16 protein-coding genes are annotated in these 22,542 nt (G+C 71.5%); 5 read left to right on the top strand and 11 right to left on the bottom strand.

Going from position 1 to position 22,542, the window contains the following annotated elements; genetic code table 11:
• Window positions 1-6: 6 nt before the first annotated feature.
• The 4 genes from F5972_RS00060 to F5972_RS00075 are packed head-to-tail and all read right to left on the bottom strand — an operon-like array spanning window position 7 to window position 4,213.
• A complete protein-coding gene (locus tag F5972_RS00060) occupies window positions 7-909 on the bottom strand; it encodes an ABC transporter permease (RefSeq protein ID WP_150929840.1) in 903 nt (300 codons plus the stop codon).
• Window positions 896-1,957 carry an ABC transporter permease gene (locus F5972_RS00065; protein WP_150929842.1) on the bottom strand — a complete coding sequence of 354 codons (1,062 nt, stop codon included), beginning with the start codon at window positions 1,955-1,957 and terminating at the stop codon, window positions 896-898. The genes F5972_RS00060 and F5972_RS00065 overlap by 14 nt, the downstream gene beginning before the upstream one ends.
• Complete coding sequence (locus F5972_RS00070) at window positions 1,954-3,474, bottom strand: ABC transporter ATP-binding protein (protein WP_150929844.1); 1,521 nt, start codon at window positions 3,472-3,474, stop codon at window positions 1,954-1,956. Before F5972_RS00070 ends, F5972_RS00065 begins: the two co-directional genes overlap by 4 nt.
• On the bottom strand, window positions 3,449-4,213 hold the full coding sequence (locus F5972_RS00075; RefSeq protein WP_225311041.1) for a GntR family transcriptional regulator: 765 nt from the start codon (window positions 4,211-4,213) through the stop codon (window positions 3,449-3,451). The genes F5972_RS00070 and F5972_RS00075 overlap by 26 nt, the downstream gene beginning before the upstream one ends.
• Window positions 4,214-4,461: 248 nt before the next feature.
• Here F5972_RS00075 and F5972_RS00080 point away from each other — a divergent pair, with 248 nt between their 5' ends.
• From F5972_RS00080 to F5972_RS00100, 5 genes are all read left to right on the top strand, one after another.
• The gene (locus tag F5972_RS00080; protein ID WP_150929846.1) at window positions 4,462-6,957 is read left to right on the top strand and encodes a glycoside hydrolase family 9 protein; all 2,496 of its coding nucleotides are present in this window, start codon (window positions 4,462-4,464) and stop codon (window positions 6,955-6,957) included.
• A 13-nt stretch (window positions 6,958-6,970) separates the two neighbouring features.
• Entirely contained in the window at window positions 6,971-9,730 is a 2,760-nt protein-coding gene (locus tag F5972_RS00085; RefSeq protein ID WP_225311042.1) for a glycoside hydrolase family 9 protein, read from the top strand.
• Between the two features lie 59 nt (window positions 9,731-9,789).
• Entirely contained in the window at window positions 9,790-11,292 is a 1,503-nt protein-coding gene (locus F5972_RS00090) for a cellulose binding domain-containing protein (RefSeq protein ID WP_150929850.1), read from the top strand.
• 60 nt (window positions 11,293-11,352) lie between these two features.
• Entirely contained in the window at window positions 11,353-12,504 is a 1,152-nt protein-coding gene (locus F5972_RS00095) for a cellulose binding domain-containing protein (RefSeq protein ID WP_150929852.1), read from the top strand.
• 156 nt (window positions 12,505-12,660) lie between these two features.
• Window positions 12,661-13,314, top strand: a complete 654-nt coding sequence (locus F5972_RS00100) for a ribonuclease HII (RefSeq protein ID WP_225311134.1) — start codon at window positions 12,661-12,663, stop codon at window positions 13,312-13,314.
• Window positions 13,315-13,319: 5 nt separating this feature from the next.
• On the opposite strand, the gene F5972_RS00105 is transcribed toward F5972_RS00100, so the two are convergent.
• The 7 genes from F5972_RS00105 to F5972_RS37710 form a co-directional block, all read right to left on the bottom strand.
• A complete protein-coding gene (locus F5972_RS00105; protein WP_191909861.1) occupies window positions 13,320-15,125 on the bottom strand; it encodes an HNH endonuclease signature motif containing protein in 1,806 nt (601 codons plus the stop codon).
• Window positions 15,126-16,160: 1,035 nt separating this feature from the next.
• Window positions 16,161-17,462: a hypothetical protein gene (locus tag F5972_RS00110; protein ID WP_150929858.1), complete on the bottom strand. Its 1,302-nt coding sequence runs from the start codon at window positions 17,460-17,462 to the stop codon at window positions 16,161-16,163.
• A gap of 41 nt (window positions 17,463-17,503) precedes the next feature.
• Window positions 17,504-18,067 carry an RNA polymerase sigma factor gene (locus F5972_RS00115; protein WP_150929860.1) on the bottom strand — a complete coding sequence of 188 codons (564 nt, stop codon included), beginning with the start codon at window positions 18,065-18,067 and terminating at the stop codon, window positions 17,504-17,506.
• Between the two features lie 73 nt (window positions 18,068-18,140).
• Complete coding sequence (panD, locus tag F5972_RS00120; protein ID WP_150929862.1) at window positions 18,141-18,560, bottom strand: aspartate 1-decarboxylase; 420 nt, start codon at window positions 18,558-18,560, stop codon at window positions 18,141-18,143.
• A 74-nt stretch (window positions 18,561-18,634) separates the two neighbouring features.
• Complete coding sequence (locus F5972_RS00125; RefSeq protein ID WP_150929864.1) at window positions 18,635-19,264, bottom strand: sarcosine oxidase subunit gamma; 630 nt, start codon at window positions 19,262-19,264, stop codon at window positions 18,635-18,637.
• A gap of 28 nt (window positions 19,265-19,292) precedes the next feature.
• Window positions 19,293-22,241, bottom strand: coding sequence for a 2Fe-2S iron-sulfur cluster-binding protein (locus F5972_RS00130; RefSeq protein WP_225311043.1), 2,949 nt, complete (start codon window positions 22,239-22,241; stop codon window positions 19,293-19,295).
• Window positions 22,238-22,516, bottom strand: coding sequence for a sarcosine oxidase subunit delta (locus F5972_RS37710; RefSeq protein WP_225311044.1), 279 nt, complete (start codon window positions 22,514-22,516; stop codon window positions 22,238-22,240). The genes F5972_RS00130 and F5972_RS37710 overlap by 4 nt, the downstream gene beginning before the upstream one ends.
• Window positions 22,517-22,542 lie beyond the last annotated feature (26 nt).

Raw genomic sequence — 22,542 nt, forward strand, 5'->3', positions numbered from 1 at the left:
TCCCGGCTAGCGAGCGAAGACGCGGCGGAGTTCCTCGGGAGCGGCGCGCAGCGTGCGCCTGCCGAGGATCGCGAGGATGACGAGGGTGACGACGAAGGGCAGGGCGTCGAGGGCGAACTGGTTGAGCGCCTGCCCCCGGGCCTGCAGCGCGGGCGCCAGGGCGAGCGCGGCGCCGAACAGGTACGACCCGGCCATCACCCACAGGGGACGCCAGGCGGCGAAGATGACGAGCGCGACCGCGATGAAGCCCCGGCCGGCGGTCATGCCCTCGAACCAGGCGTGGGCGTACGCCGTGGAGAGCTGGGCCCCGCCGAGCCCGGCCAGCCCGGCGCCGGCCACCACGGCGGCGGCGCGGACCAGGGCGGGCGAGTGCCCGTGCGCGTGCAGCACGTCGGCGCGCTCCCCGGCCGTGCGCACCAGCAGGCCGGTCCTGGTGCGGCCCAGGAAGAACCACAGCAGGGGCGCGACGGCGAACGACAGATAGGTCACCGGGTCGTGCCGGAACAGGATCTCCCCCACGATCGGGAGATCACCGAGCACCGGAACCGGCACCGGGTCGAACCCGGGGGCGGGGCTGCCGACGTACGCCGCGCCGAACAGCGAGGTCAGCCCGAGCCCGAGGAACATGAGCGTGAGGCCGGTGGCGAACTGGTCGGCGCCCCGCCACAGGACGGCGGCGGCGTGGACCAGCCCGAGCAGCGCGCCCGCGAGCGCGCCGGCCAGCAGGCCGAGCCAGGGGCTCCCGGTCTCCGCCGCGACGGCGTAGCCGCCGAGCGCGCCGACCAGCATGCAGCCCTCGGTGCCGAGGTTGACCACCCCGGCCCGCTCGGCCAGCGTCTCGCCGAGCGCGGCGAACATGATCGCGGTCCCGCCTCTGACCCCTCCGGCGAGCACGTCAACGACGAGCATGGCGACTCCATCCGAGTACGGCGAGCAGGACGAGGCCCATCAGGACGTTCACGGTCGCGGCCGGCAGCCCGCTGTCGAGCTGGAGGCTGTCGCCGGCCACCGTGACCGCGGCGAGCAGCAGCGCCGCCCCCACGGCCGGGAGCGGCCGGTGCCGGGCGAGCCAGGCGGCGAGGAACGCGATGTAGCCGATGTTCGTGGTGAGCCCCGGCCTGAGCTTGAACTCGACCCCGGCCAGGTGGACGGCTCCGGCCAGCCCCGCGAACGCCCCGCCGAGCAGCATCGCCGCGAGGATCAGCCGCGCCACCGGCAGCCCGGCGCGGCGCGCCGCCTCGGGGTTGCCGCCGACGACCGACAGATGGAAGCCGAACGACGTGCCGCGCAGCACCAGCCACACGGCGACGGCGACCAGAAGGGCGACGACGATCCCCACGTGGATCGCGGTGCCGCTGACCAGCGGCATCCGCTGCGCGATCTCCAGCGGGCGGGTGGCCGGCTGCCCGGAGCCGTGCGGGTCCTTCCACGGCTCGTAGATGAGATAGAGCATGACGTCGAGCGCCACGTAGTTGAGCAGCAGCGTGGTGACGGCCTCGTTGACCCCCACCACCAGCCGCATCGCCGCCGCCACACCCGCCCACAGCGCGCCGCCGGCCGCCCCGGCGAGCAGCATGAGCGGCAGCGCGGCCGGCCCGGGGACGGCCAGGCCCACGCCCGCGCCCGCGACGGCCCCGATGAGGATCTGCCCCTCGCCGCCGACGTTGGTGAGCCCGGCCCGGGCGGGCAGCACGACCGCCATCGCGCCGAGGATCAGCGGGGTCGCCTTGATGACGATCTGCTCCAGGCTCGGCCCGGTGAACGCCTGGGCGACCATCCCGGTGAGCGCCGCGACCGGGTCGACCCCCTTGGCCAGCAGGAGGACGGCGAACAGCGCCACCGCCCCGGCGAGCGCCCCGGTCCACCGCGCCGCCGTCCTGAGTGCCGTCCTGAGTGCTGTCCTGAGTGGGATGCCGGTGTGTTCGGTCGCCACCGGCTGCGTGAGCGTGGCCGTCATGCCGCACCACCTGGAAATCCGCCGAGCATGAGATGTCCGATCTCCTGCCGGTCGGCGCCACGCGCCGCGACGACGCCCGCGAGGCGGCCGTCGTGCAGGACGGCGATGCGGTCGCTGATCGCGATGAGCTCGTCGAGGTCCTCGGAGACGACGAGCACGCCCGCGCCCGCCGCCGCCCGCTCCAGGAGCAGTTCCTGCGTACGCCGGGTGGTCGCGATGTCGAGACCCCGGCTGGGGTAGGCCGCGACGACCAGCGCGGCGTCGTCGCGGGCGAGGGCCCGGGTGAGCATGACCCGCTGGACGTTGCCGCCGGACAGTTCGGCGACCTTGCGGCGGGCGGCGGCCATGCCGAGCCCGGCGCGGCCCTCCAGGTCGCGGGAGATCGCGGCCACCCGCCGCCAGTCGACGTTGAACCGCCGCCGCGGCCTGCGCGGCAGGCCGAGCGCGACGTGCTCGACGACCGTCAGCCCGGGGACGACGGCGTCGGCGAGCGGGTCCTCCGGCACCTCGGCGACCTGCCCGGACGGGCCGGTGAGCGCCTCGCCCGCGACCTCGACCACACCCGTCGCGGCAGGGCGCAGGCCGCAGGCGACCTCGCACAGCTCCCGCTGGCCGCTGCCCGCCACCCCCGCGACCCCGACGACCTCGCCGGGCAGCACGTCGAGCGTGACGTCGCGCAGCCGGAGCACCCCGTTGTCGCCGTACGCGCTGACCCCCGTGAGGGAGAGCGCGGCCGTGCGGCCGGGCGGCGGCACGGGACGGTCGGCGGGCAGCGGCGGCACCGCCCGGCCCACCATCGCCTCCACCAGCTCCGCGTCGTCGTACGCCGCCGGGTCCGCCCCGCCGGTGATCACCCGGCCGCCGCGCAGCACGGTGACCCGGTCGGCGATCGCCCTGACCTCCCCCAGCTTGTGGGTGACGATGACGATGCCGTACCCGAGGTCGCGCAGCCGCCGGACGACCTCGAAGAGGGCCGAGACCTCCTGGGGCGCCAGCACGCTCGTCGGCTCGTCCAGGATGATCACCCGGCTGCCGGTGAGGAGGACCTTCAGGATCTCGGCGCGCTGGCGCTCGCCGATGGACAGATGGGCGACCTTCGCGTACGGGTCCACGGCGAGGCCGTACTCCTCGGCGGCGGCCGCGATGCGCCGCGCGAGCGCGGCGGGCCTGAGCCGGCCGGGCAGCGCGAGCGCGACGTTCTCCGTCACGGTCAGCGCGGGGACCAGCCGGAGGTCCTGGAAGACCATGCCGATCCCGAGGGACCGGGCGGCGGCCGGGCTGCCGACCCGCACCGGCGTGCCGTCCACCACCAGGTCGCCCGCGTCGGGCCGGTGCACGCCGTAGATGAGCTTGAGAAGGGTGCTCTTGCCCGCGCCGTTCTCCCCGACGAGGGCGTGTACCTCGCCGGGGCGTACGTCGAAGTCGACCCCGTCGTTGGCGACGACGTCGCCGAACGCCCGGGTAAGGCCGCGAGCCGCGAGCAGGGGATGGTCAGTGGGAACCTCGGTCAACGTCATGGCGCCTGCCTCGGTTGAGGGCCATCTGGGTGATAGCGCGAGCGGCTCTGCGCTCGACGACGTCCATCGACTCCCCGACGTGCCGACGCATCGCGGTCAGGGCGTCCTCGAGACGCCCGGCGAGGACCTCCTCGACGATCTCCAGGTGCTGCAGGATCGTCAGGGTGATGCGGTCGGCGGTCAGGAAGTCGTACATGCGCACCGCTCTGATCCGCGCGTTGACGGACGCGAGGGTGCTGGTGAGCGCCGCGTTCCCCGAGGCGCGGCTCATCGTGACGTGGAAGTCCTCGTCCATCACCACGAACTGCGGGTCGGGCTCCGGCTGGTCGTCCCGAAGCGCGCGCCACTGGTCGCGCAGGGGTTCCAGCACCGCCGGGTCGTGCCCGCGTACGGCCGGCTCCAGCGCACGGCTGATCCCGCGCAGTTCCAGAGTCACCCGCAGTTCGTAGAGGTCTCTGAGGTCGTGCAGGTCGGGCTGGGCGACGTAGTAACCGCCGTCCTGGCCCCGCTCCACCAGGCCGTCGGCGAGGAGGCGGACCAGCGCCTCGCGTACCGGGGTCCTGGAGACCTCCAGCAGCGCGGCGACCCGCTCCTCCACCAGCCGGGACCGGATCGCGAACTCGCCGAGCATCAGCCGCCGGCGCAACTCGCCGTAGACCTGATCCCGCCGGAGTCTCGTCCGCGCGCCCGGGCCCGTGTCCGGTGTCGTGTCCGGTGTTGTATACAGCCCTGCATCCACGACTCGGACGCTAGGTACGCGGCGTTTCCTGAAATGTCGGGCATGGTTAATTCGTGGTCGCCATGCCCTCACAACCTCCGGGCGTGTGCTGAAAGTTTCACTTCCCCGGCTCGCTGTGACGCCCCTGACCTGTACAGACGGCTCTGCGTCCGGGGCGGTGCTTGGAGCGCGCCAGGTCGCGTACGCACGATCCGGGCGGGATCCCTTTCCGGTCGTCCCGCCCGTACGTCATCCCTGGGGGCAAGTTCATGCGACTACCGCGACGGCTGCTGAGCGCGAGCACCGCGGCGGCACTGGCCGTGACAGTGTCGACCGGCGCCGTGTTGTCCGGCCCCTCCGGCGGGGCTCCCGCCTCCGCCGCCACGTTCGCCTACGGCGAGGCGCTGCAGAAGTCGTTCCTGTTCTACGAGGCGCAGGAGTCGGGCCGCCTGCCGTCCACGAACCGGGTGACCTGGCGGGCCGACTCGACCGTGAACGACGGGAAGTCCGCCGGGGTCGACCTGTCGGGCGGCTTCTACGACGCCGGCGACCATGTGAAGTTCGGCTTCCCGATGGCCTCCATGACCACCACCCTGGCCTGGGGCGGCGTCGACTACCGGTCGGCCTACGAGAGGTCGGGCCAGCTGCCGTACCTGCTGAACACGCTGCGGCAGTCGGGCGACTACTTCATCAACGCCCATCCCGAGCCGAACGTCCTCTACGTCCAGGTCGGCGACGGCGGCGAGGACCACTCCTACTGGGGCGCGCCGGAGACCGTCGAGGCCAAGGGCCACAAGCGGCCGGTCTACAAGATCACCGCGTCGTGCCCCGGCACCGACGTGGCGGCCGAGACCGCCGCCGCGATGGCCGCGTCGTCGATCGTCTTCCGGCCGACCGACCCGTCGTACGCCGACAGGCTGCTGACGCACGCCAGGCAGCTGTTCACGTTCGCCGACACGACCAAGGGGACGAACGGCCGCGACACGGCGTACGTGAACTGCGTCAGCGCCGCGCAGGGCTTCTACAACTCCACCGGCGAGGGCGGCCAGGTCGAGGGCGCCACGAAGATGTACTGGGACGAGCTGGCCTGGGCCTCCGTCTGGCTCTACCGGGCCACGGGCACCGCGAGCTACCTCGACCGGGCCCGCGAGTTCTATCCCAAGATGGGCACCCAGGAAGACCCGGGGAGCAACGGCGTCCAGGTGCCCGTCTTCAACTTCGGCTTCGGCTGGAACGACAAGCAGTACGCCGTCTACGAGCAGATGGCCGAGCTGACCGGCGAGCAGAAGTACCAGGACGACGTCCAGCGCTACCTCGACTACTGGACCGTGGGCTACAAGGGCAAGAAGGGCACGATCACGCCCGGCGGCCTCGCGTACATCTTCTACTGGGCCTCGCTGCGCATGGCGGCCAACACCGCGTTCGTCGCGCTGCGGTACGCGGACTATCTCGGCTCGTCCAGCTCGCTCCGCGCCCGCTACCACGACTTCGGCAAGCGCCAGATCGACTACGCGCTCGGCGACAACCCCCGCCACTCCAGCTACATGATCGGTTTCGGGACCAACCCGCCGCGCAACCCCCACCACCGCGGCGCGCACGGCTCCTGGACCAACGCCGGCCCCGACGGCGAGCCTGCTGTCAGCAGGCACATCCTGTACGGCGCGCTGGTCGGCGGCCCGGACGGCGCCGACGCCTACACCGACAGCCGGGGCGACTACGTCAAGAACGAGGTCGCGCTCGACTTCAACTCCGGCATCACCAGCTCGCTCGCCGTCCTCTACGGCGCGTACGGCGGGTCGCCCCTCGCGACGCTGCCGCGCGAGACGCCCGACGGCCCCGAGTTCTATCTGGAGCCGACGATCACCCACACGGCCCGGGAGACGGCGGCCAAGACGTTCGTGACCAACAAGTCGGCCTGGCCCGCGACCGTGCTCGACCGGGCGAAGTTCCGCTACTACTTCACGCTCGACGGCTCGACGACGGCGAGCCAGGTCACCGTGAGCTCGTCCTACACGCAGTGCAGGCAGCCCACCGGGCCGCACCTGCTGGAGGGCAGGACGTACTACGCCGAGGTCGACTGCACCGGCACGCTCATCTTCCCCGGCGGCCAGTCGGAGTTCCGCCGCGAGGTGCAGCTCAGGATCGGCGTGGCCGACGGAGCGAACTGGGACCCGTCCAACGACTGGTCTGCGAAGGGCGCCGACCGCATGACGCTGTACGGCAACGACGGCAGGCTGCTCTGGGGCACCCCGCCGAGCTCCGGCCCGTCCCCGTCGGTGTCGCCCTCCGCGTCGCCCTCCGCGTCGCCCTCTGTGTCGCCCTCTGCGTCCCCCTCTGCGTCCCCCTCGGCGTCGCCCTCTGCGTCGCCCTCTGCGTCCCCCTCGGCGTCGCCTTCTGTGTCGCCCTCGGTGTCGCCCTCGGTGTCGCCCTCGGTGTCACCCTCGTCCGGGGGCACGTGCAAGGTCGCGTACGCGACCAACGACTGGGGAGGCGGCTTCACCGCGACCATCACGATCACCAATGCCGGGACCGCGACGATCAACGGCTGGACCCTGAAGTTCGCCTTCCCCGGCACCCAGAAGATCTCCCCGCCCGGCTGGTCGGCCACCTGGACGCAGAGCGGGACCAGTGTCACCGCGGCGAGCCTCGACTGGAACAGGACCCTCGGTTCCGGCCAGTCCGTCCAGATCGGCTTCCAGGGCACCTACACCGGTTCCAATCCCAAGCCTGCCGCCTTCACCCTCAACGGCACCAACTGCTCCTGATATGAGGCGTTCGATGAGACTCCTTTCCCTGGGCGGGGTGACCGCCGTACTGGCCGCCCTGCTCGTCCCCCTGCTCGTCCCGGGTTCGGTGCCCGCCCAGGCGGCGAGTTCGTACAACTACACCGAGGCCCTGCAGAAGTCGATCTACTTCTACGAGGCGCAGCAGTCGGGCAGGAAGCCCGCCTGGAGCCGGGTGGAGTGGCGCGGCGACCGCACGCTGAACGACGGCAAGGCGGCGGGGGTGGACCTGTCCGGCGGCTGGTACGACGCGGGCGACCACGTCAAGTTCGGCTTCCCGATGGCGTTCACCACCACGATGCTGGCCTGGGGGCTGGTCGAGAACCGGTCCGGCTACGGGACCCAGCTCACGCCGATGCTGAACAACCTCAAATGGGCCACCGACTACCTGATCGCCGCCCACCCCGAGCCGGAGACGCTGTACGTCCAGGTGGGCGACGGCAGCGTGGACCACGCGTACTGGGGTCCGCCCGAGGTGATCGACATCAAGGGCATGTCGCGGCCGGTCTACAAGATCACTCCGACGTGCAAGGGCACCGACGTCGTCGCCGAGACGGCCGCGGCCATGGCGGCCTCCTCGATGGCCTTCCGCCAGAGCGACCCGTCGTACGCCGACACGCTGCTCACCCACGCCAGGCAGCTGTTCACCTTCGCCGACACGACCAAGGGGACGAACGGCCAGGACACCGCGTACACGAGTTGCGTGCCGGGCATCTCCGGCTACTACAACTCGACCTGGGAGGGAGCCTCCGACCATCCCGGCGCGACCAAAATGTACTGGGACGAGCTGGCCTGGGCGGCCGTGTGGCTCTACCGGGCCACGGGCACCGGGAGCTACCTGGACAAGGCCCGCGAGTTCTACCCGAAGATGGGCAGCGAGCCCGACGTGGGCCAGGGCGCGGGCGGGACGATGGTGCCCGCCTACACCTTCGGCCTGGGCTGGAACGACAAGGAATACGCCGTCTACGCGCTCATGGCCATGCTGACCGGTGAGCAGAAGTACACCGACGACGTCCGGCGCTACCTCGACTACTGGACCACCGGATACAAGGGCAAGAAGGGCACGATCACCCCCGGCGGCCTGGCGTACATCTTCAACTGGGCCTCCCTGCGCATGGCGCTGAACACGGCCTGGGTGGCGCTCGTCTACGCCGACCACCTCGGCTCCGGCGACCCGCTCTACGCGCGCTACCACGACTTCGCCAAACGGCAGGTCGACTACGCCCTCGGGGACAATCCCCGTCACTCCAGCTACATGGTCGGCTTCGGGACCAACCCGCCGACGCACGTCCACCACCGGGCGGCCAGCGGCCAGTACCTCGGTTACATGAGCGACACCACCGGCCCGAACCTGCACGTCCTGTACGGCGCGCTCGCCGGAGGACCGGACGCCGCCGACGCCTACACCGACAGCCGTACGGACTATGTCCGCAACGAGGTGGCGATCGACTACAACTCCGGCATCACCAACGTGCTCGCGCGGTTCGCCAAGGAGTACGGCGGCACGCCCCTGGCGGGCTTCCCCGCGCCGGAGAACAAGAACGACGAGATCACCGCCGCCGTCGGCAACGTCTACACCGGTACGGACGGCACTTCGCTGGCCGTCACCATCACCAATACGTCGAACTGGCCTCCGCGCGTCCTCCAGTCGGGGAAGGCGCGCTACTACTTCACGCTCGACGGCTCCACCACGGCCTCCCAGGTGAAGGTGACCGGCGGCGACACCAGCGGCTGCGCGGTGAGCGGGCCCGTCCTCGCCAGGGACCGCACCTACTACGCCGAGGTGGACTGCACCGGCAAGCCGATCTACCCCGGCGACGCCCAGCTCTACAAGCGCAGCACCCAGCTGCGCATCTCGGTGCCGAACGGCGCGGCCTGGGACCCGGCCAACGACTGGTCGGCCTCGGCCGCCTCCCACGTGCCGGTGTACGACGGGAGCACGCTGGTGTGGGGCACCCCGCCGGAGGGCACGGCCAGCCCGTCGCCCTCCCCCAGCCCGTCGCCGTCATCCTCGCCGTCCTCCTCGCCGTCGTCCTCACCGTCTTCGGTGGACACCACGCCGCCGAGCGCGCCCACCGGACTGTGGGTCTGCGGCGCGGACTTCGCGAACGCCGTGCCGATGTGCTGGACGGCCTCGACCGACGACGTCGGGGTCACGGGCTATGACGTGTACATGAAGCAGGGCAGCGACTTCACCAAGATCGGTTCGTCGACCACACCGCTCTACGTCGCGGAGAGGCTGGTCGCCGGCACGAGCTACACCTTCTACGTCGTGGCACGGGACGCCGCGGGCAACACCAGCCAGCCCTCGGCCACGCTCACCGCGACCGCCCAGCGCGGCCTGTCCACCCCCTCGCCGTCCCCCTCGCCCAGCCCGTCTCCCAGCCCCTCACCGTCACCGTCTCCTTCAGCGTCTCCCTCGTCGTCTCCCTCACCGGGTGGCGGATGCCGGGTGACGTACGCGACGAGCGACTGGGGCGGCGGGTTCACCGCGACCGTCACGATCGCCAACACCGGCACGACCGCGGTCAACGGCTGGACGCTGAAGTTCGCCTTCCCGGGCACCCAGAAGGTCACCCCGCCCGGCTGGTCGGCCACCTGGACCCAGACCGGTGCGAACGTGACGGCGGTCAACCTCGACTGGAACAAGACCATCGCCCCTGGACAGTCCGTCCAGGTCGGCTTCAACGGCACCTACACCGGCTCGAACTCCCAACCGGCCGCCTTCACCCTCAACGGCACCGCCTGCTCGTGATCCTCACCCGGGCCCGGCGCATCCCCGATGCGCCGGGCACCCGATCGGAAGGTAATCACATGCGCGCCCAGAAGCGCCGTACCACCGCCCGAGCGAGCGCTCTGCGCAGTGCCGGTTCGCTCAGTGCCGGTTCGCTCAGTGCCGGTCTGCTGAGCGCCGGCCTCATACTCGCCGCCGGCCTTCCGGCCTCCGCGGCGGCCGGAGACACCACCCCGCCCAGCGCTCCGGGAGCCCTGTGGCACTGTCCGTTGCCCGCGGCTCCCGGATCGGGTCTCGGCATCGGCGTGTCGCTGTGCTGGGACGCCGCGACCGACGACGTCGGCGTCACCGCGTACGACGTCCAGGTCAAGCAGGACGGCGTCTTCACCGCCATCCGCACCACGACCGGCCCGGGTTCCATCGTCAGCGGCCTCACCCTTGGACAGTCGTACACGTTCCGGGTCGTCGCGAGGGACGCGGCGGGGAACGCGGGCCCGCCGTCCAATGAGCTGACGGCCACTGCCGGCTACCTGAGCGGCATGCCTCCCTCCAGTCCGCCGCCCAGCCCGTCCCCGATCGACCGGACCCCGCCCACCCGTCCCGAGGGCCTGGTCACGCAGAACGTCTACGTCAACGACTCGGTCGGCCTGGTCTGGACACCGTCCACCGACGACGTCGGCATCTCCACCTACGAGGTCTACGTGTGGACCGGCGGCGCCTTCCTGCGCACGCAGCAGGCCACGATCGACATGCGGGCCGACCGCGTCACCGCGGTGGTCGCCGGCCTCACGGCGGGGAGCGACTACCTGTTCTACGTCGTGGCCAGAGACCGCGCGGGCAACCTCAGCGCGCCCTCCGACCTGGTCCGTGCCCGGGCCATGGCCGAGCCGCCCGTGGCCAGTCCGAGCCCGGGTACGGACACCACGCCTCCCGGCACGCCGACCGGAATGGCCGCGGTGACCGGGATGGACATACCCGGCGGGATCTTCCTCGCCTGGAACACCGTCAGCGACGACAGTGGTGTCCCGCCCAAGTACGACCTGTTCCGGCGCACCGACCACGGCTACGCGTATGAAGGCGAGAACGGCCTCCCCCGCGACATCGTCACCGGCCTCGAAGGCGGCAAGCCGTACACCTTCCAGGTCGTGGCCCGCGACGCCGCCGGCAACCTGAGCAATCCGTCGGCGCCATACACGGCCGTCGCACAGCCCGGGGGAACGTCCTCGCCCAGCGGGTCGGTGTCTCCCAGCACGTCCCAGTCGCCCGGTTCCGGATGCAGGGTGACCTACGCTGCCACCACCTGGGACGGCGGGTTCACCACGACCGTCACGATCACCAACACCGGCACCGCCGCCGTCGACGGGTGGACGCTCGGCTTCAGCTTCCCGCTCGCCTCCCAGCGTGTCACCAACGGATGGTCGGCCGTCTGGACCCAGTCCGGCACCGGTGTCACGGCCGAGAACTACGCATGGAACAGGACCATCAAGCCGGGCCAGTCGCTGTACCTCGGCTTCAACGGCGCCTTCACCGGTTCCAATCCCAAACCAACCACCTTCACCCTCAACGGCGCCACCTGCTCGTGATCCTCACCCACGGCCCGGCGCATCCCCGATGCGCCGGGCGTCCGATCGGAAGGTAATCACATGCGCACCCAGAACCGCCGTACCACCGCCCTACTCAGTGCCGGTCTGCTCGGTGCCGGTCTGCTCAGCTCCGCCCTGCTCAGCTCCGGCCTCGCGCTCGCCGCCGTGTCCACACCGGCCGCCGCCCTCGCACCGCCGCCCCCGAGCCCTACCGCGAGCCCTACCGCGACCCCGACCTCCACCACCGGCGGCGCGCCCAGCCGTCCTGCGGACGTGGGGCCGTACAACGCCTACATCAACGGTGCCGCAGGGCTGACCTGGAAGAAGTCCACCGACGACGTCGGGGTCACGGGCTACGACGTGTACGCCTGGATCAACGGCGCCTTCACCCCCGTGACCACACAGTTCTTCACGTCCGGCGACTGGGTCGTCGGGGTCGTGCTACAGAACCTCACCCCTGGGCGCGACTACCTCTTCTACGTCGTCGCCAAGGACGCCGACGGCAACCTCAGCGCACCCTCCGACCTGGTCCGGCAGCGGGCGATGGTCGAGCCGCCGATCCCCGCGAGCCCCGGCCCGGGTGCCCCCGACACCACTCCGCCCGGCACGCCCACCGGAATGGCCGCCGTGACCGGGATGGACATACCCGGCGGGATCTTCCTCGCCTGGAACACCGTCAGCGACGACAGCGGCGTCCCCCCCAAGTACGACCTGTTCCGGCGCACCGACCACGGCTACGCGTACGAGGGCGAGAACGGCCTCCCCCGCGACATCGTCACCGGCCTCGAAGGCGGCAAGCCGTACACCTTCCAGGTCGTGGCCCGCGACGCCGCCGGCAACCTCAGCGCGGCCTCGGCGCCGTACACGGCCATCGCGCAGTCCGACACGCCGCCTGTCTCGTGTGCTGTCACCTACACCCAGAGCGCCTGGACGGGCGGTCTCACCGCCTCTGTGAAGATCACGAACACGGGCACCACGGCCATCGACGGGTGGAAGCTGACCTTCCTGCTCCCCACCCAGCACCTCACCAAGGGCTGGTCGGCCCGCTGGACACAGAGCGACAGCGTCGTCACCGCCGAGAACTACGACTGGAACAAGACCATCAAGCCCGGCCGTTCGGTGTCCATCGGCTTCAACGCCACCTTCCCCGGCAACCAGAACACGCCCCCGATGAGCTTCACCCTCAACCAGCGCAGTTGCACGATCACTTGATTTGCCACCTGAACCCCAGTGGCCTCTGGTGCCTGCGATGATGGCGGGATGACCGACGCGTTGCCCGGACTGGAACCCGGACTGGAATCCGGGGCCGCCGTCCGGCCCCGCAAGGCCGCCGGCTACGAGATCGAGGACGAGTTGCGCGCGGCCGGCATGGTCCACATCGCCGGTGTGGACGAGGTCGGCCGCGGCGCCTGGGCCGGGCCCGTCGTGCTCTGTGCGGCGGTCACCTCCCTCGGCCCGCCGCCGGAGTTGCCGGGACGCGGCGACCGCAAGGTCCGGCTGACCGATTCCAAGCTGCTCGGTCCGGCCCAGCGGGAGGCGTTCGCCGAGGTCCTCCCGGGCTGGCTCACCTGCCACGCGTACGGCGAGTCCAGCGCGGAGGAGATTGACGAGGTCGGCATGACCGAGGCCCTGCGCCGGGCCGCGCGCCGGGCCCTGGAGGCCCTGCCGCTGCGGCCCGACGTGGTGCTCCTCGACGGCTCGCACGACTTCCTGGGGCGGCCATGGCGGGTGCGGTGCGAGGTGAAAGCCGATCAGCGCTCGGTCTCCGTGGCCGCCGCGTCGGTGCTCGCCAAGGTCCACCGCGACCGGCTGATGGCCGAAATCGGCGAGGAGTATCCGGCCTACGTCTTCGCCGCGAACGCGGGCTATCCGTCGCCGGTCCACCAACGCGCTCTCGCGGAAAGCGGCCCGACCCCGCACCATCGGCTGTCGTGGTCCTACCTCGACGACCTGCCGCGCTGGAGGCACCTGCGCAAGCACCGTGACCCCCTTGCCGGCTCCGGTCAGACGACCCTCCTCTGACCCCCTCATGTCCTCACCCGCCGACTGCTGTAGGGGTTGCGGTAGGTGAAGGCCCAGCGGTCGTCGCCGATGTTGCGGCGGGTGTAGCGGGTGGGGTGGCGGTAGCGGTCGCGGTTGTGGAACTGGCACGCCGGTCCCAGCAGCTTCAGGTTGGTCAGCCCGCCGCTGCACCAGTCGTCGGCGTGGTCGATCTGGCACAGGGTGGCGGGCAGGGGGCAGCCGTCGACCCAGCAGGTGGCGTACCGGGCGAAGACGGCCCGGCGTTGTGCGGGGGTGGCCAGGCGGACCTTGCGGCCCATGTCGAGCACCTGCCCGGCGGCGTCCATGACGATCCTCACCAGAGTGCTGGTGCGGGCCAGCCGGTGCACGCTGGAGGCGGGCAGCAACTGCCCGGTCGCCAGGATCAGCCCCGGCAACCCCCGCAACCACACCCCCGGCGGACTGTTCACCCCCACCCCCGCCCAGGCGCCACCTCCTGGCCAGGCGCCATTACCCGGCCAGGCATCGTCGCCGTGTTCCGCGCCCGGCGGAGCGTCGTGCTCCGGTGGAGACTCAGGGGCATGCGCCTGTTGCGGGGGTGCCTGCTTCGACCGGCGCGCTCGGTTTCTGCGGTGTCCTCGCTCGATCCCCTCTTCTTGAGCGCCGGGGTCGGCGTCGGGGTCGTTGGCGTGGCCCTGCTGGATGTCATCGCCGTCGCGCAGGTCGCCGCGCTCGTCGCTTTGGGTTGGGTCGACGTGCGGCCAGGCGGCAGCCGGACCGTTCGTGGGCGAGCTACCGGCGGCTGCGCGACCGGTGGCGGGCTCCTGCCCGTCAGCGCCCGCGCCTGCGGCGGCAGAGGACGTGGCAGGGAAGGCGGCAGGGAAGACGGCAGGGGCGGCGTCATCTCCTGCGGAGGGCGCAACGGCCGAGCACCTGTCCTCGTCGGTGAAGCGATCACTGCCCGCCGGGGGCACTGTGGCTGTGTGTTCGGGGCTGACGGTCGATGGCCGAGTGCCAGGCTCCGCGCTCTTTAACTCTTCGTCGGCGGGCTCCTCAACGGTGGGCTCGCTGTCGTCGGAGGGAGTGCCGCTCGGGGGGTCGTCGGGGAGGGATTCGGCGTTGACGAGCACCAGAAGCTCGGTGGCGATCTTGTTCTCCAGGAACGCGATGAACGCGTCCGCGTTCCGCACACTCAGCGTGCGGTCGTCACCCTCGGCTTTCGGCTTGGCGTAGGCGTCGAACAGGTGCTGCAACCGTGCGGCGGCTTCCACCGGCAGGTAGAACTCCCCCTCCACAGCGCCGTTCCTTCGCCGGCGTACCCGGAGGAACCGGCGGTCGAAGTCGGCCTGCTCGTCCTTCTCATGCCCATCGGGGTCCAGCACCGCCCGCAGATACCGCCCCGCCTTGGCCACCTCCGCCGCACCCGCCGATCTCGCCAGCTCCAGCAGGATCCCCTCGGCGGTGGTCGCCTGGTCATCGGTCAACCCGGCGGTGGCCGTGCAGATCGCCTCCACGATCCCCTCAGCCAGGCCACCCTCCGCGAACAGGCGGCGCACCTCGTGCAGGCGGACCAGCTCCATGCCCATCGTCAGCAACCGGCCGGCTCCCGCAGGGGTCATCCCCCCAGCGGAACGCAACCACAGCTTGGTGGAGGCATGCCCATGGCTCTTCGCCTCCCCAGCCCGGTGGACACGGCCGACCCGGGCGGCCAGCGCGCTGGTGATGCGGTCGCGGGCCGACAACAACTCCTCGGCCTCGGCCAGACACACCTCAGGTGCCTCGGGCACCGGCACCAAAGCCACCGCCCGCGCCGCCTCGACAACCGCCGCCACCGCCACCCACGACGACGACCCCGCGCCAAAAGCACCACCACAAGCACCGCCGAAGGCGCCATTGGACGCACCACCAGACGCACCACCAGGCGCACCACCAGACGCACCACCAGGCGCGCTACCGGCGTTCCGATCATCACGATCCCAGCCAGCATCGTGGTCCTGAACTGTGTCGCTCTGGTCGGCACCGGCATCCCGATGCCAGCCCGCATGCCGATGGCCCGCATTGTTCCGGCCCGCGTTGTTCCGGCCCGCATCACCTCGGCTAACGCCAGTGGCACCGTCGGACGCACCATTGGGAACCTCGCCGGGACTGTCGCTGGGCGCATCTTTTGGAGCGTCGGCAGGGGTGCCGCTGTCGGCGCCTCCGGCGCTGTCAGAAGAGACGCCCTCAGAAGAGACGCCCTCAGGAGAAACGCGGTCTGGAGAAACGCGGTCTGGAGAAACGCGGTCTGGAGAAACGCGGTCTGGAGAAACGCGGTCTGGAGAAACGCGGTCTGGAGAAACGCTATCCGGAGAAACACGGCCAGAAGAGACACCACTTGCGGTCTCATCACCGGCGTATTCAGCATCAGGGGCATGGCCGAGCCGAATATCGGATGGACGGGCAGAGTCGGGCGATTCCGTCGATTTTGTCGATTTTGTCGAGTACGCCGAGTTGTCGAATCGGCTCCCATGCTCTCGCGCCCCGGGCTCGACGATCGGCACATATTCGCGGGCAAGCGCGCCGTCGGAAGACCAAAGGGGTGAGCGGGCGATGAGCTGATCCCACCAGTCGCCATCGCCAGTATTGTTCGAATCAGGGCAGCGCGCTGGATCGTTGTCGAACAGATCCATAACACACCTCCTCAAGCGATTCGAAAGCCTGTATTAATTCTTCCACACCAAGTCGACGCAGGCACGCCCGCGCAAGTGACTTGTTGGAGTTACAGGTGCGCTTTCTTTTTTGAGGGATGAAAACAGGCGGGCGGCCGGGGCGTACGACCCGCTCGATGAGAGAACGGATCTGGCCCCGGCCGCCCCTTGTGCGCCGTGTCAGGGACGCTCGCGGAGGTCGTCCACCCAGCCGGCCTCCTCCAGGGCGACCCGCAGGTTCGGCGTGGATTCGCCGTCGCCGACCACCTCGTACTGCAGAAGCCTGGCCGAGTCGGGATCGATGATGATCCGGTATTCGATCGATCCGCCGTCGTCGCCGGGGCCCTTCGCCGCCAGGGCCGCCCCCGTGCGCCCCAGCGCGTCGGCGCGCTCGCCCAGCGCGGTCAGCCCTCGCTCGCCGGCCAGCACCCGGAACAGCGCCGCGCGGGTGCCCGGCGTGATCGGAGCGTTCAGCAGGTCGACGGCCGTCTGCCACAGGTAGACGGAGAAGTCTTCCTCGTTCGCGGCGCCTGCGGGCCGTGCCTGGTAGAGCTCGTGCAACCGCCGTTCCAGCGCCTCCTCGTCCGCCGGCAGCCGGTCGACGTTGCGGATGGTGAGGCTGGGATTGTCGATCGACAGGACCCGATCGAGCCGGTCCTCGTTGCTCTTCTCGCCACCGCTGACCAGCCGGGGCGCACCCGCCTCGCGCCACTTCCGCTCGTCCTCCGGCGACCCGAACGTCAGCCTGCCGTCGGACTTCCTGACGTTGCGGTTGGCGTCCCCCCTCTGGCGGGCCCGCCAGCTTTCGTCCGTACTGCCGGAGAAGACGACGTACGGCAGCAGCTCGGGGTGCTTCTTGAACTCGACCAGTTGTTCCTCGAACCACCGGTCGGCGGCCTTCCGGGAGCCGGACGCCGCTCTCCTGTCCCGCTCGGCGGCCAGCGCCCGAATCTTCGCGACGTACGCCGCGTCGTCGACAGCTAGGCGGCTGAAGGTGCGGTCGCGGGTGTACCAGTAGTGTCCGGTGCCCGCCTCGACCTTGGACGCGCTCTCCGCGGCGGCCAGCAACACCGTTCGCGCGTCGAGGACCACGCTGGTGGGAGCGTCGGTGGTGGGTGCGCCGGTGCCGGGTGCGGCGGCGATGTCGTGCGCGGTTCCGCCGGGCTTACCCGCCGCGCTGGGAGCGACCGGGCCCGAATCGGGGGTCACCCTCGGCGCGACGATCAAGGCTGCGGCCAGTCCTGCAGCCAACCCGGCCGCCAGCACACCCCCCAGCATCCACGGGTGACGCCTCGGTGGCCGTGCCGACAACAGGGCCGACAACAGGGCCGACGACAGGCCCGGCAACAGGGCTCGCTTCGACGGCGCGGCCGGGGTCCGGAAGGCCTGGGCGAGATCGTCCGTACGGCGGCGGCGATGGGCCGCCTCGGTGAGCTCGTCCAGCCGCTCAGGCTTGAGCTGGGCGAACATGCGCTCGGTCATGTGCTCCTCCTGGGGGGTGTTACGAGGGTGTCCGGTGGCCATCACGCCTCCTCCGCGAACCGCTGCCCGTGTTCGACCGCTCGCGAGCGCCGGGCACCGGCACCGGCGGCCGCTTCGGCGCGCAGCGCCCGGCTCAACCGCTTGCGGGCACGGTGCAGCCGCACGTTGTAGGTGCGGGTGGAGCAGCCCATCACGGTGGCGGCCTGCTCGGGCGGCAGGCCGTGCCAACTCGCCAGCGCCATCGCCTCAACGTCCTGCTCCGGCAGGGTCGCGAGCGCGGCCAGCGCGGTCGTCCGGTCGACGACGTGGTCGGCCACGTCCCAGGCCACGGTGTCGCGTTCGGTGCTCAGCGCGGCGATGCGGTCGACCAGCGCCTGCCGCCGGCCGCGCGAGTCACGCTGCTTGGCCAGCAGGTTGCGGGCCACGCCCAGCAGCCAGGGCAGCACCGGCTCGGGCAGCTCGCCCAGGCGCCGCCAGGCGACCAGGAACGTCTCGCTGCACACGTCCTCGGCGACGCCGTGCTCGGCCCGCAGCAAGGCGTAGCCCAGCACGGCCCGGTAGTGCCGGTCGTAGAGGGCGGTGAATCGTTCTTCGGGATCGTCCACACCCAGAAGTCCCTCCGGAGACCCCAGGATTACCGGCGAGCCGGAGAAGCTCACCCCGGAGGGAAGACCAGACCTACGCCCCGGCCGGGATGTCGCCCCGGATGAGACCACTGCCCTCCGGCGCGGCGGCGGGGTCGGAGCCCACGTGGACCGGCCGGTTGTCCCGGTCGACGAAGACGACGCGCGGCCTGAGCGCCTTGACCTCCTCCTCGGCGACCAGTGCGTACGCAATGATGATCACAAGGTCGCCGACGGAGATGAGCCGGGCGGCGGCGCCGTTGATGCCGATCGTCCCGGAGCCCGCCGGGCCCTCGATGACGTACGTCGACAGGCGGTTGCCGTTGTCGATGTCGACGATGTCGACCTTCTCGCCCTCGACGAGGTTCGCCTCGGCCATGAGGTCCGCGCTGATCGTCACCGAGCCGACGTAGTGGAGATCGGCCTGCGTGACGGTGGCACGGTGGATCTTCGACTTCATCAGCGTGCGGAACATGGTCTCCCACCGGGGTTCGAAAGCGGCCTCCTCACAAGCGCCCTCGATGGTACGTCACGCCGCGAAGCCGTCTTTCATCCCCTGTCCTCGGCGCCCCTGTACTCGACGGCCGTGTACTCGACGGCCGTGTACTCGACAACCGCGTCCAGGAGCCACTCCGCCGCGTACGCCGCGAAGGAGGAGCGGACGAGCACCCAGAAGCCGTCCTCCCTCGCGACAAGGACGACCCCGGTCCTGGCCAGCAGGGTCTGCGCGCACCGGCCCGGGCCGAACTCCCGGGGATGCAGGTCCAGCGCGCAGCCGTGCGCCAGCACGTCCCGCGCCCGCTCCCCGGCGACCACCAGGGTCGTACGCTGGGCCGACACGTCCACGACCGAGACGTGGTCGCCGGCCGCCGCGCCCCGGATCCGCTCGCGCAGTTCCCTCGCGGCGCCGTCTGGGCCGACGACCAGCCACTCGTCCGGCCCGAGCCACAGCACGCTCAGGCCGCCGCCCTCGATCACGACACCGGGCTCCACCGGCAGCGGCACGCCGAGGGCGGTACCGATCCGCTCCGCCGCCGGGCTTGCGGGGTCGGCCCGGACGTTCAGGTGCGTGAGGAAGGGGATCTCCGCCAGGCGGATCGCGCCGCCCGCGCTCGCCGCCGCGAACCTGTCCGCGTACGCCGCCGCCGGACTCCTACGCCCGATCGCAGAGCCAGCCACAGAACCAGCCACGGGGTCAGCCACAGAGTCAGCCGTCACGGCGGGCTCCTTCCGGGTCGTACAGGACGTGGGAGGTCACGGTCACTGGCACGAGGTCGTCGCCGACCGGCGCGTACAACCGCTCGCCGACGCGCTCGCGCCCGCCGCTGACCAGCGCGAGCGCGAACGTGCGGCCGAGCGCGGCGCTGCGGTAGCTGGAGGTGACGAAGCCGAGCGCCTGCACCGGCCGCGCGGGCGGCAGGGGCGGCACAGCGGGCAGAGCCGGGGACGCCGCAGAGGACGGCGCAGGGGACGCCACAGTGACGGAAACGAGGTGCGCGCCCTCGGGCAGCAGCACGCCAGGGTCCTCCGGCAGCAGGCCCACCAGATGCCTGCGATCGGGCCGGGACGTGTCCGCCCGCGCGTACGACCGCCTGCCGACGAAGTCGGCCTTCTTCTTCGAGACGACCCACTCCATGCCGAGGTCCTGCGGGGTGACCGTGCCGTCGGTGTCCTGGCCGACGATGGGATATCCCTTCTCCGCCCGCAGCACGTGCATGGTCTCGGTGCCGTACGGCGTGACCTCGCCCGACGCCATGACCGCCTCCCAGAGGGCGAGCCCGTGCCAGGACGAGACGTTGATCTCATAGGCCAGCTCGCCCGAGAAACTGATCCGGCAGACCCGCGCATCGATCCCGGCGACCTCGGCGTCCCGCCAGGTCATGAAGGGGAAGTCGTCCTTGCCGACGGCGAGGCCGGGGGCGAGGGCGGCGAGCACCTCGCGGGAGCGCGGCCCGGCGAGCGCGACCGTCGCCCACTGCTCGGTGACCGAGGTGCAGCGGACCCGGAGGTCCGGCCACTCGGTCTGCAGCCACTCCTCCATCCAGTCGAGCACCGCCGCCGCGTTGCCGGTGGTCGTGGTGACGAGGTAGTGGTCGTCCGCCAGGCGGATGGCGGTGCCGTCGTCGAAGACCATGCCGTCGGGGCGGCACATCACGCCGTAGCGGATGGACCCGACCCTGAGCGTGCTCATCATGTTCGTGTAGAGCCGGTCCAGGAACACACCGGCGTCGGGGCCGACCACGTCGATCTTCCCGAGGGTGGAGGCGTCCATCGCGCCCGCGCCCTCCCGTACGGCGGCGCACTCGCGCAGGACCGCGGCCTCCATGTCCTCGCCCGGGTCCTCGCCCGGGTCCTCGCCCGGCCGGGGGTAGTACCAGGGCCGCTTCCACTGGCCGACGTTCTCGAAGAGCGCGCCGCGCGCCACGTGCCACTCGTGCATGGGCGTCGTACGGACCGGGTCGTGCAGGGGGCCCCGGTCGCGGCCCGCGAGCGCGGCGAACGAGACCGGCGTGTACGGCGCGCGGAACGTCGTGGTCCCGAGCGCGGCGAGGTCGACGCCGAGGGCGTGCGCCACGACGCCGCCGGTCAGCAGCCCGGAGGTCTTGCCCTGGTCGTGGGCCGTGCCCGCGGTCGTGTAGCGCTTGACGTGCTCGACCGAGCTGAGGCCCGCGCCGGTCGCGCGCAGCACCTCCGCCACCGTCACGTCACGCTGCAGGTCCACGAAGTGGGTGCCGTAGTCGCCCGACTCCACCAGCCACAGATGCTCGGCGGGCGCGGCGGCGGGCTCCTCCTCCACCGCCGGCACAGTGACCCCAGGCACAGTAATCCCAGGCACAGTATTCCCAGGCACGGCGAACCCGAGGGCGGCCAGCGCGCGACGGCCCGCCTCGGCGCCGTCCGCCAGGCAGTCGCGCAGCGTCGTCACGCCTGCGGCGAACCCGGCGGCCTCGGCCGCCTGGCGGGTTTCCCCCGGCGTGAACGCGCCCAGCCCCTCGTCGTACCGCAGGGTGCCCCCGGCCTGGCTGAACAGGTGCACCACCGGCGTCCAGCCACCGGACACGAGCAGCAGGTCGGCGGCGACCTCCCGGGCCCGGCCACCCGCACGGGGGGCGATCTCGGCCCCGGTGACCTCGCCCTCGCCCTTCGCCGCCGTCACGACGTGCCCGGTGAGTACCTCGATGCCGCGTTCCGCGCACCGGTCCGCCCACACGCGACCCGGCTCCCGTCGTACGTCGGCGACGGCGGCGATCTCGATCCCGGCGTCGGCGAGGTCGAGCGCCGCAGCGTAGGCGGTGTCGTTGGTGGTGAACACGACCGCCCGGCGGCCGGGTAGCACGCCGTACTGGTTGACGTAGGTGCGGGCGGCGCCGGCCAGCATGACGCCGGGCAGGTCGTTCCCGGCGAAGGCGACGAACCGTTCGTGCCCGCCGGTCGCCAGCACCACGCGTTTCGCGCGGATCCGCCAGACGCGCTCGCGCGCCACGCCGGACGGGGCCGCCGCGGCGAGGTGATTGGTCCGCCGCTCGACCGCGACGACGTAGTTGTCGTCGTAGTGGCCGATGACGGTGGTGCGGCGCAGCACGCGCGTCTCCGGCAGGGCGGCCAGCGCGTCGACCTCGGCGGCCGCCCAGGCACGGCCCGGCCCACCGTCCACCGTCTCGGTCGTGCCGAGCAGGCTGCCGCCCGGCTCGGGCCGCTCGTCGGCGAGGATCACCCGCGCCCCGGCCCGCGCGGCCACGCGCGCGGCGGCGATGCCGGCCGGTCCCGCGCCGACCACGAGCACGTCGCAGTGCGCGTGGACGGCGTCGTAGCGCGCCGGGTCGGGCCGGTCGGCCAGCCTGCCCCGCCCCGGGAGCCCGGTGGCGACCAGGCCGTCGTACAACTCGACGGTCGTGGCCGTGAGCATGGGCTCGGGGAACGGCTCCTCGATCTGGACGACCGCGTTGGGCTCCTCGCAGCCCGCGGCGTAGACGCCGCGCGGACGGCCGAGCCTGACGCTGGTCGCGACCGCGCGCACACTGTTGGCGAGCAGCGCCGACGCCAGCGTGTCGCCCGCCAGGCCTTCGAGGTCGCGGCCGTCGAACCGGAACCGCAGGACTCGCCCGGTCACGCCCTCACGACGGTACGAATAACCGCGGTACGGCTGCGCGCTCATGGGACCACCGGCCGCGCCTCGCCGGCCCGGTAAACGGCGTGGATCTCGTTGGTGGCAGTGTCCCGTACGGCGTTGAACCAGCGGCGGCACCCGGCCGCGTGGCTCCACCGCTCCGCGAACAGGCCCTTGGGGTTGTCGCGGAAGAACAGGTAGCGGGCCCACTCCTCGTCGGAGAGGGCGGCCGGGTCCTCCGGATGGGCGACGTGCGCCTGCCCTCCGTAGTGGAACTCGGCCTCGTCCCGCGGCCCGCACCAGGGGCAGGCGATCAGCAGCATCAGCACTCCGGAAGTCAGTGGGCGAC

This window comes from Microbispora cellulosiformans (genome assembly GCF_008728085.1).
Classification (GTDB): domain Bacteria; phylum Actinomycetota; class Actinomycetes; order Streptosporangiales; family Streptosporangiaceae; genus Microbispora; species Microbispora amethystogenes.